This window comes from Vibrio metoecus, assembly GCF_009665255.1.
Classification (GTDB): Bacteria; Pseudomonadota; Gammaproteobacteria; order Enterobacterales; family Vibrionaceae; genus Vibrio; species Vibrio metoecus_B.
In genome coordinates this window covers 453,824-466,039 of record NZ_CP035687.1, presented here as the reverse complement: position 1 = coordinate 466,039, position 12,216 = coordinate 453,824, and the positions used below count along the sequence as shown (strand labels likewise).

Sequence of the window (12,216 nt, the reverse complement as noted above, 5' to 3'; positions counted from 1 at the left end):
TTAGATTTTCAGCGCTCACAATTCCTCCCAACTTCACCCCTCTGCTTCACTTCACAACTGATACGTAATTCGTTGATATAGCGTTCAATACTAGCGTCGTAAAACTGGTCTGACATCTCACAATGGAGAAAAAGTATCAAAAGTCATTTGTAAGCAAATTGTTTAAAATGTTTCCTTTTGTTGCTTTGGTTCTGCATTCCTTCTTCCTGAGCATTAATTGGCAAGTGATTCGCCTTTAACCTTTATGTAACAATGATCTTCATTAAAATTTAGATACAAAATCTGCAAGCTTTTTGAGCTTGAAATAAATTTCTGAAGGTTCAAAATTAACTAAAAATGAGTTTTCAAAAATGAATGGATGCTTTTTGAGGTAAATTGAGGTAGGTGCATCATGAAACTGTTTTTAATTCTCATGCTTTCTGTGTCTGGCGGTATTGCGTCAGCTGAACATCTTTACTCGTTTATTCTCGGGTTTGGTGTGGCATCTTTAGCGGTTGGAAGTTGTTACTGGTTGGCTTTCCGCAGCACTCGATTCCCACAACTGGCTGTATTTTTACTGTTGTGTGGTTTTTTGGCCAAAATTACGGTGACTGTGGTTGGCGTTATGTGGGGCATTTCAAATGATTTGATGACATCGCCATTTGTATTTGCGTTGTCCTATCTTTTCTTCTCCATCGTCGCGACCTATTTCTGGTTCCGTTATCGCGAATTAGCGATGAAACTCAGAGCGAAAATTATTGCCACGCGCACACAATCCCACTCTCACTAGAAGAGAGACTAAGTTTCAATGCAAGCAGAGCCATTAAGCTCTGCTTTTTTATTGGGTGTGATACACCGTTTTCTACTTTTTCTTTCATGATGATCACCTTGTGGGTATGTTCGACTTTTGTACAACAGAAAAAACGAAGCCTCCTGTTTACACTATGAAAAATGAACTGGAGAGCTGAGTATGGATATGGTGCTGTTTTGGGTAGAAAAACTGATACTGGTTGGTGGTATTTTATTGGTTTTGACAGGGATACTGCGTTATGGTCGGCGTAGCCAAGATTGGAAAGGTGTCGTTACGATGTTTTACAAACGTATTCCGATGACGGTTGAAGAGTTCAAATGGTACCGTTTAGGGATCAGCTGTATTTTGTTTGCAGTGATCTTACGAATTGCACTGCTAACCTTCTGGCCTGCAATCTGATTTTCAGTCTGACCACCTTTTACCTAGCTGTTGTTTGAATTTTAGGTATACACTTTAGTAACTGATAAAAACAAACAAGGTGGTGGCATGTCTTTCCCTGTTCTCATCTGTGATGACTCTCCACTCGCGCGTAAACAAATGGCGCGCTCGCTTCCTGCATCGCTTAATGCGGATATCACGTTTGCGGTGCATGGACTGGATGCGATGAGCATTTTAGAAAATCAAAGCTTTAAGCTCATGTTTTTGGACCTCACTATGCCTGAGCTCGATGGTTTCGAGACATTAGAGGCTATGGGGAAAAAGGGACACACGACCCCTGTGGTGGTTGTTTCTGGTGATATCCAGCCTAAAGCCAAAGAGCGTGTGCTTGCGTTGGGTGCGAAAGCCTTCATTCAAAAGCCGATTGATAAGAATGTTTTGAATGATGTTCTTAAGATGTTGGTGGAACCGCCGACTCAACCGCGTATTGTTACGCCAGTTTCGATTGAGCTGCCAATTTTAAAACGTCGTGACATTTATATGGAAGTCGCGAACGTTTCCATTGGCCGAGCGGCCGATGCTTTAGCCCGTCATTTCGATGTGTTTGTTGAGTTACCTTTACCCAATGTAAATATATTTGAGGTGAGTGAGTTACATATGGCACTACGCGATCTTGCTGATAACAGCCAAGTATCGGGGGTTTGTCAGGGTTTTAGTGGTGAAGGCATTGCTGGTGAGGCGCTCGTTTTACTGAGTGATTCGAGTGTCGCAGATCTCAAAAAATTGATGAAAGTGCCTGTAGATAGTGAAGATCTGCAAGAGCTAGAACTATTGATGGATGTTTCCAATATTCTAGTGGGATCGTTTTTGAACGGTTTGGGGCATCAAGCTGAAGTACGTTTCTTCCAAAGTTCTCCAGTGTTGTTAGGCCGACACCTTTCTATCGACTCGGTGATCAACTCTACCGCAGGATCGTTTAGAAAAACGATGACATTTGAAGTGAGTTATAACATTGAGGGCACTTCGATCCGTTGTGACTTATTGTTTATGTTTGTGGATGAGTCTTTGCCGCTGCTGGATAACAAACTTTCCTATTTAATGGAGGACTTCTGATGCTTGCGTTACCTGCGGAGTTTGAGCAATTCCACTGGATGGTTGACATGGTGCAGAATGTCGATATGGGATTGATAGTGATTGATCGTGATTACAATGTCCAAGTGTGGAACGGGTTTATGACGCACCACAGTGGTAAACAAGCCCATGACGCTATTGGTAAATCGCTGTTTGAACTGTTTCCTGAAATACCTCGTGAATGGTTTAAACTCAAGGCGAAACCTGTTTACGACCTTGGATGTCGCAGCTTCATCACATGGCAACAGCGTCCTTATCTTTTTCATTGCCGTAACGTACGCCCTGTGACCCAACAGGCTAATTTTATGTACCAAAACGTGACGCTTAATCCCATGCGAACCCCAACCGGTGTGGTCAATTCGCTGTTTTTATCGATTCAAGATGCCACCAGTGAAGCTTTGATCTCTATACAAGCATCAGCTCAATAAATGCCAAGCGGCCATTCCCCATGGCCGCATGCCTGCAGTTGGATATTCTTATGCCGTTACCCAGTCATTTTTATACGACACAGCAGCTCAAACAAGGTGAACAACAAGCCGCACAAGAGCGTGGACTTGATCTGTTCAATTTGATGGAGCGTGCAGGCCAAGCGGTTTTTACGATCGCTTTTGCCCAATTTCCTTCCAGTCATCATTGGCTGATTTGTTGTGGTGGTGGAAATAATGGAGGCGATGGCTATATCGTGGCTGTTTTAGCGCGACATATGGGGATTGACGTCACTGTTTGGCAGCTAGGCGATCCGGATAACCTCCCTCCAGAAGCACATCAAGCCTATCAACAATGGAAGGAGTTGGGGGGCACAGTTTATGCTCCACAAACAGAACTGCCTGAAAGCGTGGATGTTATTATTGATGCATTATTTGGGATTGGCTTGAAAGAGGTGCTGCGGCCACAAGTTGCACCTTTAGTAGAACAATTGAACCTTAGTGGTAAGCCTATCGTGTCGATTGATGTCCCTTCTGGGTTATGTGCCGATACAGGCCAAGTGATGGGGGCTTGTATCAAGGCGCAGCATACGGTGAGCTTAATTGGCCTCAAACAAGGGTTAGTCACAGGGCAGGCGCGTTGCTATGTTGGTGCTTTACATTATGCGGGTTTAGGCGTTGAAGAAGTGTTTGCACAGCACAACGCGCCGTCTGTGGTGGCGATTGAAGGTAAGTTACGGCACAGTTTACTTCCACCGCGAGCTGCGTGTACCCATAAAGGTCAAAATGGCAAAGCACTGATCGTGGGCGGAAATGAGGGTATGGGGGGAGCTCTCATCCTTTGTGCTTCTGCTTGTGCCAGAACTGGAGCAGGTTTGACAGCGGCGATGACTCATCCTGACAATGTAACGGCTATGTTGACGATTACTCCTGAAGTGATGAGCACCAGTTGGAGTAAACAGCACTTATTTGAAGACCGTATTCAATGGTGTGATGCGCTTGCGTTGGGTCCCGGTTTGGGCAGAGATACACAGGCTCAGCAGATCATGCAGCGTTTGAGTCCACTGGTTGTGCCGAAAGTATGGGATGCTGATGCGCTGTACTTTCTTTCTTTAACACCAAACTATGATGCCCAGCGTATTATTACTCCACATCCTGTTGAAGCTGCACGCCTACTGGAATGTGATGTGGAAGCGATTGAAAAGGATCGTTTTGCGGCGGTTCGTGCTTTACAACTGCGTTATGGCGGGGTTGTTGTACTGAAAGGGGCAGGAACTCTTGTCGATGATGGGAAAGAGATTGCAGTTTGCTTACAAGGAAATCCTGGAATGGCCAGTGGTGGGATGGGCGATGTGCTCACCGGGATTATTGCGGCGCTCTTAGCCCAAAAAATTGGTTTAGCAGAGGCCGCGAAACTTGGCGTATGGTTACACAGTAACGCCGCCGATTTAGATGCCAAGGCACATGGCCAGAGAGGGCTTCTGGCCAGTGATTTATTACCACATCTGCGTGAGCTATTGAATTAGTTCGTTGCCTGACGTTTGGTTACTGAAAAAAAGCTCGATATTGTTGAGTGTGGTTTGGGCTATATTGTTGAGCGCATCTTCAGTCAAAAAGGCTTGGTGACCTGTAAACAGCACGTTGTGGCAAGCGGAAAGGCGACGGAAGACATCATCGACGATCACATCGTTGGACTTGTCTTGGAAGAACAGATCTTTCTCATTGTCGTAAACATCCAAGCCTAGAGCGCCAATTCGTCCTCGTTTGAGAGCTTCGATCGCTGCGGCAGAATCTAACAACTCGCCTCGACTGGTGTTGATGATCATGACCCCATCTTTCATTTGTTCAAACGCGGCATCATTTAATAAATGGTAGTTCTTTTTGCTCATGGGACAATGCAAAGTGATGACATCACTGTGAGCAAATAGCTCTGGCAGTTCCACATAGCGAGCACCTAATGCAATCGCATCTGGATTTGGGTATGGATCAAAGCAGAGGATCTGCATACCTAAGCCTTTTAAAATGCGCATGGTTGCTACGCCAATTTTTCCAGAGCCGATGACCCCCACTGTTTTGCCATAAAAGTTAAAGCCAACTAATCCATCTAGCGAGAAATTAGCATCTCGTGTGCGCTGGTATGCTTTATGGAAACGACGGTTAAGGCACATCATCATTCCCACTGTATGTTCCGCAACGGCTTCGGGAGAGTAGGCAGGGACTCGAACCACTTGAATACCTAACTCTTTCGCTGCTACCAAATCAACTTTATCGAATCCTGCGCAGCGCATGGCAACTAAACGCGTGCCACCTTGATACAGCTGTTCTAAAACAGGCGCGCTCAGCTCATCATTAACAAAAGCGCATACGACTTCACAGCCTTTAGCCATTTGTGCGGTTTTTTCGGTGAGGCGAAAATCATGAAAATGCAGCGCCAACCTTGAGGGATCAACCAGTGGATTAAATGAGGTGATATCGTAGGATTTTGCGCTAAAAAATACGACGTTGAGCATAGTAATTCCTGTTATTAATGATTCTACGGTATTGATATACCTATTGTCGGAAAAAATAAACCCCAAAATTATTACGTCTAACTGTGCAACAAATGGATGTTTGGACGTCTAGACAGTTGACATGTGTGCGGCTTGCCTTTAGGCTTTGCGCCCAATTTAGTTAAGATAATTTGATTTCTTCATGCACTACACACCTTCATCACAGCCCCAACAACCCAATGCCCTAGCATTGTTACCACTCATGGTTTTTTTGCTGCTATTTATGGGAGTGGGAAGTTATCTCACTTTACAAGGGGTTGAGTTTGCGTTTTACCAGTTACCCGCTCCTGTAGCTGTGTTGCCTGCTGTAGTGTTGGCGATCACCTTGAGTAAAGAATCACTCAATCGAGCCATCGAGCAGTTTTTACGTGGTGTGGGTCATAGCGATATCATGGCGATGTGCATCATCTATCTGCTTGCTGGTGCGTTTGCTGCCGTAGCGAAAGCGACGGGAGGTGTCGATGCAACGGTAAATCTTGGTTTAGCCCTGTTGCCGGCCAGCCTGATTCTGCCTGGGCTATTTGTGATTTCTGCTTTTGTTGCAACTGCAATGGGTACCTCAATGGGCACGATTGCGGCAATTGCGCCCGTCGCGCTCGGTATTGCGCAAGCGGCAGAGTTGAATTTGGGTTTGACGGCAGGGGTTGTGCTTAGTGGCGCCATGTTTGGTGATAACCTTTCTATCATCTCTGATACTACCATCGCGGCGACTCGTTCTCAGGGTTGCCACATGCGTGATAAGTTTAAAGAAAACATTCGAATTGCTCTGCCTGCAGCAATACTTGCGTTGGTGGTATTTACATTAAGCAGTCAAACCGCACAATCACCAGCAACGAGTGAGATTGAATGGTTGAAAGTGTTGCCATACTTGACGATCCTCGTTCTTGCGGTGATGGGATTCAATGTGTTCCTTGTGCTGCTAGTAGGGACGTTAATGGCTGCGGGCGTCGGGGGTTTTAGCGATGGCTATTCACTGTCTGCACTTACAAAAGATGTGTATGCAGGCTTTGGAAATATGCAGGAAATTTTCCTATTGTCGATGCTGATTGGTGGAATGGGCGAGCTAATGAAGCAGCAAGGTGGATTAGCGTTTCTCACGCACCAAATTAGCCGCATGATTAATAAGTTTGCTCGTTCACACGGCGATGTGCAGAAGATGCGTGCCAGTGAATTAGGGATTGCCGGTTTAGTCGCGTTAACGAACGCATGTACGGCCAATAACACAGTGGCAATCATCGTAAGTGGTGGCGTGGCAAAAGAACTCGCAGAACAAAACAATGTGACGCCTAAGCGTTCTGCCAGCTTACTGGACATCTTCTCTTGTATTATGCAGGGTATTTTGCCATATGGTGCTCAAGCGTTACTACTGGGCTCTATATTCCATATGTCACCGCTGAGTGTGGTGAGTTATTCTTACTACTGCTTCTTCCTTGCTTTAGCTGCCATTGTGGCGGTCTTTCGCCGCCACACCATGCGTTAACTTGAACTAGAGAGATAAACGACGACGCTTTGTCTTAGGCTTCTGGCTTTTTCTCTCATTTTCGCGTTGGGCGAGCTGTTGACGATAGCTCGCCAGATGGAAACGTCGTCTCGGGCGTTGAACCGCCACTAATTGACTCAGTTGTGTTTCCAATAACTGGTTTTTCTCCAACAACGTATTGATCGATTGGTGATCTTTTTTGGAAGTGTCATCCTCGACGAAAAAAGAGGCAACACTTGCGGTAAGTAAACCAAACAAGGTGATCCCTGTTAACATCAAAAATACCGCGACACCCCGTCCAAATCCTGTCACAGGATACATGTCTCCATAGCCAACAGTTGTAATCGTCGACATTGCCCACCAGAGTGCATCTGAATAACTGTTAATTGGGCTTGGTGTGCCTTTTTCCACCAAATAGACAAAAGATGCAGAGAGTAAAACGGTAGAAAGACTGGTGAGGCCGATAAAACTAAACGTTTTTTGGCGCAGCACAGATTTGGTTTGTTTCCACGCTTTTGGCAGAACCAATAAGATCCGTAAAAAGCGTAGTGGCCGTAGAAATGGCATGGCAACAATCAATACATCCGGCCAGTTCTGCACCATATATTGCAAGGGTTTCGGGCTAACGGTGATTTTAACTAATAGCTCAGTCGCAAAAATTCCCCAGACAATCCACAGTAAACCATCAAGAAATTCCAAATCATCCGGAGATAAGACGGCAATATCGGGCAATAGAGCCACGACAACATAAACCACAGACAGAATTAACATGGGGGTTTCTGTTGTGTTCTCAACTTTTTCTAATAGCTTCTTTCGAATGGCTAGCTTCATAAAACATAGGCGATATAGAGTAAATGTGCTCTTAGCCTATCAAAAAACAGCGAACTCGTGTGGGTTAAAAACGATATTGCCCACCAACAGTAAAAGAGAGGCTCGAATAATCTTGTTCGAGAGTCTGGTAGTTCAATTCCATTGTTAGCGCCAAGCTTTTGTCGAGACTGGATTTAACTTTGGTTCCAATGCCTAAATAGGGATGAGTACCTGAAAATTGCTGGTTATCCTCAATAGCGCCGACGGCATAGCGTTCTTTCACCTTCATCTGAGCCACGCCGCCTCTTGCATAAAGAGTAGTAACATTATTGATGGGCTGTTCCATGAAAGCTCCGAAGTAGAACCCCTCTACTTTTACGTCAATCTTTTGCCGCTGTATATTCAACATCTCAGCGCCATTGCCGATCATCCCAGAGTAGCCGAGATCTAAGCCGATAAAGGGAGAAAACTGATAGCTATAACCAAATTGAGTCACCCAAGCTTCATTAGTGCTCGCTGAGTTATCAATACGGCTAAATCCTGTATTTAGAGAAAATGAATAGGGGCTAGAGCCTGCATAAACAGGTAGAGCTAACCAACAGCAGACTAACAGCCAATAATGTGAATGCGCCATAGATCACCAGTTTCTTCCTTGAAAGGGCCACATCTAACGTAATGATAGGTAAAGCTAAGCAATAAATACGCCGAATGATTTGCTTCGGTGAATTATTTATATGTGATGTGAGCTTGATCCACTTCGAAAACGGAGCTTGTGAGTTGCTGGAATTTTGCCCTGCAAAAAGGTGATCAAAGTCTAATTTGTGGCAATTTAAAGCGAGGGCAATCGATTGTTCAGCAAAAAGCGATATGTCGGTAATTTGACAAAATAGAACTAACGTACTGTTTGGTAAGCAATTTAAGAGTTGAGTGTTACAGAGGGGATTGTCTAGGTATGAAAACTTCGGCAGGATAACACAAAAAAAAGTCAAATATCAGTCTTGAGAGAAAAAAAACGCGGCCTATAATGCTGAAAACCGGAGCGTCTGCCAACGCTCCGGTTTTTTTGTGTCCGAAATGTACTGACGTCTGCCAACGAAGGTACTACGCACTCTGCTAAGAGACACAAATGGTCAATTAATCAAGGAATTACACAATGCGTATCGAACAAGAACTTAAGTTAGGTTTTAAAGATGTCCTGTTTCGCCCGAAACGTTCAACCCTGAAAAGCCGTTCTCAAGTAAATTTAACCCGCGAGTTTACTTTCAAACATAGTGGTCGTCAATGGTCAGGCGTACCTGTGATTGCCGCCAATATGGACTCGGTAGGCAGTTTTGCCATGGCTAAAGCCTTGGCTGAGCATGGTGTGATGACCGCAGTGCACAAACATTACACTGTGGCTGATTGGGCTGAGTTTGTGAAAAGTGCCGACAAAGCGACCCTGAACAATGTTATGGTTTCAACCGGCACATCGGAAGCGGATTTCCAAAAAACCAAAGATGTGATGGCACTGTCGGATGAGTTGATCTTCATCTGTATCGATATCGCGAATGGCTATTCTGAGCATCTTGTTGAGTACGTGCAAAGAGTGCGCGCTGCATTTCCTGACAAAGTTATCTCTGCGGGTAACGTCGTAACAGGCGATATGGTAGAAGAGCTTATCCTCGCGGGTGCCGACATTGTTAAAGTAGGCATTGGCCCGGGCTCTGTGTGTACGACACGCGTAAAAACCGGTGTCGGCTACCCACAACTGTCCGCGATTATCGAATGTGCGGATGCTGCGCACGGCCTTGGTGGTCGCATCATCGGTGACGGCGGCTGTACGTGTCCGGGAGATGTCGCGAAAGCCTTCGGCGGCGGTGCGGATTTCGTGATGCTTGGCGGTATGCTGGCAGGTCATGAAGAAGCAGGCGGTGAACTCATCGTAAAAGATGGTGAAACCTTCATGAAATTTTACGGCATGTCATCTAAGAGCGCGATGGACAAGCATTCTGGCGGTGTAGCAGGTTACCGTGCAGCCGAAGGAAAAACCGTACTATTGCCATACCGTGGCAGCGTTCACAGCACCATTCAAGACATCCTCGGCGGTGTGCGCTCAACCTGTACCTATGTAGGCGCGGCGGAGCTTCGTGAGCTAACCAAGCGTACAACATTTATCCGAGTTCAAGAGCAAGAGAACAACGTCTACGGGCGTGAGTAAGCCTTAATTAAATTGATCGGAAAAATCGAATGATTAAGAGCCGTTTTTAACGGCTCTTTTTTTGCTCTAAAGTGAGCAAGTGGCGACAGAGGTGAAAAAAATTTGAAGCGACTGTCGCAGGGCAACAAGTTTGAAACTAATTTTTGTCCAGAACCTTCACATTGGGCACTTCGTAACTTAGAAGTGCCCCGTTATCGTTTTCGCGCATAAGTACGAGTTCGGAGATAACCGAATTTTGACCAAATATAGCCAATCTAACACCCAAATTCACAAAGTATGAAAAACAGGTATCATAGTGCGGTTCTTTCTCCAAATGAATATGCTGATTCTTGCCCTGTATTTATTCTGGCCTGTTATCTTTGATGCTGATTTTTTGTTAGTGTTATTGATTAATTAACCATTACTTTGTAAATAGTTTTATGTTTATATCAAATAAAAAAAGCACAATAACTTTATCGGTTGCGTTGATGTTGGCTGGTTGTGTGTCTGGTGGTGCAGCGCCTAATAAAATGCCATTAGCATTTGACCTAATCACAATCTCACTATCAATGAACGAGAAGGCAACAATTTTTACATGGCAGGCTTCGGATAATGCTACTGAGTATTCACTGTGTAGAAAAGATGTATCAATGCCAAAGTCTTGTGATGTACTCGCAACATCTACGACCACTAGTGTCATCGTTAATGACATTGGTATCATCAAAAATTTAACGTCTGAATATTTTGTTATTGCAAAGAATTCTTCTGGCGAAATCGCATCAAATAAAAGGTCGTTGACCCCTCAAGACTTAACGCCTCTCATTCAGTACATAAAGGCCTCTAACACTGAATATAATGACCAATTTGGCAATTCAATCGCCTTATCATCAGATGGCAACACGCTAGCTGTGGCGGCGTGGAATGAAGATTCCGATGGAACGGGGGTCAACTCTGGTCACCAAGATAATAATAATGCTGAAGGTGCTGGCGCGGTTTACCTCTTTCGTTATAGTGCATCCACATGGACTCAGGAAGCTTACATAAAGGCCTCTAACACTGAATCTGATGACTCCTTTGGCCGTTCAGTCGCCTTATCATCAGATGGCAATACGCTGGCTGTGGGTGCGATTTTTGAGGACTCAGATGGAACGGGGGGTAAATCTGGTCACCAAGATAGCAATAATGATTTCAAGTCTGGCGCGGTTTATCTGTTCCGCTACAGTGCATCGATATGGACTCAGGAAGCCTACATCAAGGCCTCTAACCCTGAGTATGATGATAGATTTGGCCATTCAGTCGCCTTATCATCAGATGGCAATACTCTGGCTGTGGGTGCGGTTTTTGAGGACTCAACTGGAACGGGGGTCAACTCTGGTAGTCAAGTTGATTATGCTAATTACGATTCTGGCGCGGTTTATCTGTTCCGTTACAGTGCATCGACGTGGGCTCAGGAAGCCTACATAAAAGCCTCTAATACTGGTTATCATGATAAATTTGGCCATTCAGTCGCCTTATCATCAGATGGTAATACGCTGGCTGTGGGTGCGGTTTATGAGAGTTCAAATGGAACAGGGGTCAACCCTGATACTCAAGCGAACAATGATGCTATGAGATCTGGCGCGGTTTATCTCTTCCGCTACAGTGCATCGACATGGACTCAGGAAGCCTACATAAAAGCTTCTAATCCTGATTGGGGAGATGTATTTGGCTATTCAGTCGCCTTATCGTCAGATGGCAATACGCTGGCTGTGGGTGCGGTTTATGAGAGTTCAAATGGAACAGGAGTCAACCCTGATACTCAAGCGAACAATGATGCTATGAGATCTGGCGCGGTTTATCTCTTCCGCTACAGTGCATCGACATGGGCTCAGGAAGCCTACATAAAGGCCTCTAATACTGAGGGGGGAGATGGATTTGGCCATTCAGTTGCCTTATCGTCAGATGGCAATACGCTGGCTGTGGGAGCAGGTTCTGAGGCATCAGATGGAACAGGGGTCAACTCAGGTCACCAAGATAACAATAATGCTGCCTGGTCTGGTGCGGTTTATCTCTTCCGCTACAGTGCGTCGACATGGGCTCAGGAAGCCTACATAAAGGCATCTAATACTGAGGGGGGGATGGATTTGGCTATTCAGTTGCCTTATCGTCAGATGGCAATACGCTGGCTGTGAGTACGGTTTCTGAGAGTTCAAATGGAATAGGGGTTAACTCTGGTGCTGAAGGGAACAATGGAGCTTCCATGTCTGGCGCGGTTTATCTTTATTAACTCGATGTGATTTGCATGAAAGTAACAATTTAACGTAATGGCACTCAGTGCGCACCTAAACCCACACTTTTGCTAGTGTGATGTTATCCATCGCACTAGCTCTCACAACTAAATCTGCCATACATCTAGTTATTCATGAATTGCTAATTTAAATTTAGGGGGCGCTGGCACGTTTCTATCCAATCCCGACCTAGCTGATTAAATTAGCTCG

Annotated in this window: 11 protein-coding genes; 8 read left to right on the top strand and 3 right to left on the bottom strand. The window is 45.2% G+C overall.

Going from position 1 to position 12,216, the window contains the following annotated elements:
• Positions 1-391 precede the first annotated feature (391 nt).
• The 5 genes from EPB59_RS15625 to EPB59_RS15605 all read left to right on the top strand — a co-directional run bounded on the left by EPB59_RS15625 (position 392) and on the right by EPB59_RS15605 (position 4,250).
• Positions 392-769 carry an NADH:ubiquinone oxidoreductase gene (locus tag EPB59_RS15625; protein ID WP_154173704.1) on the top strand — a complete coding sequence of 126 codons (378 nt, stop codon included), beginning with the start codon at positions 392-394 and terminating at the stop codon, positions 767-769.
• A gap of 180 nt (positions 770-949) precedes the next feature.
• Entirely contained in the window at positions 950-1,189 is a 240-nt protein-coding gene (locus EPB59_RS15620; RefSeq protein WP_055050082.1) for a hypothetical protein, read from the top strand.
• Positions 1,190-1,276: 87 nt separating this feature from the next.
• Positions 1,277-2,281, top strand: a complete 1,005-nt coding sequence (locus EPB59_RS15615) for a response regulator (RefSeq protein WP_055050081.1) — start codon at positions 1,277-1,279, stop codon at positions 2,279-2,281.
• A complete protein-coding gene (locus tag EPB59_RS15610; protein WP_000880545.1) occupies positions 2,281-2,727 on the top strand; it encodes a PAS domain-containing protein in 447 nt (148 codons plus the stop codon). The genes EPB59_RS15615 and EPB59_RS15610 overlap by 1 nt, the downstream gene beginning before the upstream one ends.
• A gap of 50 nt (positions 2,728-2,777) precedes the next feature.
• Complete coding sequence (locus EPB59_RS15605) at positions 2,778-4,250, top strand: NAD(P)H-hydrate dehydratase (protein WP_195707175.1); 1,473 nt, start codon at positions 2,778-2,780, stop codon at positions 4,248-4,250.
• On the opposite strand, the gene EPB59_RS15600 is transcribed toward EPB59_RS15605, so the two are convergent.
• Positions 4,239-5,234 carry a 2-hydroxyacid dehydrogenase gene (locus EPB59_RS15600; protein ID WP_154173702.1) on the bottom strand — a complete coding sequence of 332 codons (996 nt, stop codon included), beginning with the start codon at positions 5,232-5,234 and terminating at the stop codon, positions 4,239-4,241. The two genes, EPB59_RS15605 and EPB59_RS15600, sit on opposite strands and share 12 nt — an antisense overlap.
• A 241-nt stretch (positions 5,235-5,475) precedes the next feature.
• Here EPB59_RS15600 and EPB59_RS15595 point away from each other — a divergent pair, with 241 nt between their 5' ends.
• Positions 5,476-6,753 (top strand): Na+/H+ antiporter NhaC family protein, encoded by a 1,278-nt coding sequence (locus EPB59_RS15595; protein WP_195707174.1) that lies wholly within the window; start codon positions 5,476-5,478, stop codon positions 6,751-6,753.
• A 6-nt stretch (positions 6,754-6,759) separates the two neighbouring features.
• Here EPB59_RS15595 and EPB59_RS15590 read toward each other — a convergent pair whose 3' ends face one another.
• Together EPB59_RS15590 and EPB59_RS15585 are read right to left on the bottom strand one after the other, a co-directional pair.
• Entirely contained in the window at positions 6,760-7,584 is an 825-nt protein-coding gene (locus EPB59_RS15590; protein ID WP_154173700.1) for a potassium channel family protein, read from the bottom strand.
• Positions 7,585-7,648: 64 nt separating this feature from the next.
• Entirely contained in the window at positions 7,649-8,197 is a 549-nt protein-coding gene (locus tag EPB59_RS15585; protein WP_154173697.1) for an outer membrane beta-barrel protein, read from the bottom strand.
• A 519-nt stretch (positions 8,198-8,716) separates the two neighbouring features.
• Here EPB59_RS15585 and EPB59_RS15580 point away from each other — a divergent pair.
• Positions 8,717-9,760 (top strand): GMP reductase, encoded by a 1,044-nt coding sequence (locus EPB59_RS15580; RefSeq protein ID WP_154173695.1) that lies wholly within the window; start codon positions 8,717-8,719, stop codon positions 9,758-9,760.
• 482 nt (positions 9,761-10,242) lie between these two features.
• Entirely contained in the window at positions 10,243-11,910 is a 1,668-nt protein-coding gene (locus EPB59_RS15575; protein WP_195707173.1) for an FG-GAP repeat protein, read from the top strand.
• Positions 11,911-12,216: the final 306 nt, after the last annotated feature.

Bases quoted from the DNA above. Each gene is read 5' to 3' on its own strand.
- EPB59_RS15600 (WP_154173702.1), bottom strand. From the start codon at position 5,234: ATGCTCAACGTCGTATTTTTTAGCGCAAAATCCTACGATATCACCTCA.
- EPB59_RS15580 (WP_154173695.1), top strand. From the start codon at position 8,717: ATGCGTATCGAACAAGAACTTAAGTTAGGTTTTAAAGATGTCCTGTTT.
- EPB59_RS15590 (WP_154173700.1), bottom strand. From the start codon at position 7,584: ATGAAGCTAGCCATTCGAAAGAAGCTATTAGAAAAAGTTGAGAACACA.
- EPB59_RS15595 (WP_195707174.1), top strand. From the start codon at position 5,476: ATGGTTTTTTTGCTGCTATTTATGGGAGTGGGAAGTTATCTCACTTTA.
- EPB59_RS15585 (WP_154173697.1), bottom strand. From the start codon at position 8,197: ATGGCGCATTCACATTATTGGCTGTTAGTCTGCTGTTGGTTAGCTCTA.
- EPB59_RS15620 (WP_055050082.1), top strand. From the start codon at position 950: ATGGATATGGTGCTGTTTTGGGTAGAAAAACTGATACTGGTTGGTGGT.
- EPB59_RS15610 (WP_000880545.1), top strand. From the start codon at position 2,281: ATGCTTGCGTTACCTGCGGAGTTTGAGCAATTCCACTGGATGGTTGAC.
- EPB59_RS15625 (WP_154173704.1), top strand. From the start codon at position 392: ATGAAACTGTTTTTAATTCTCATGCTTTCTGTGTCTGGCGGTATTGCG.
- EPB59_RS15605 (WP_195707175.1), top strand. From the start codon at position 2,778: ATGCCGTTACCCAGTCATTTTTATACGACACAGCAGCTCAAACAAGGT.
- EPB59_RS15615 (WP_055050081.1), top strand. From the start codon at position 1,277: ATGTCTTTCCCTGTTCTCATCTGTGATGACTCTCCACTCGCGCGTAAA.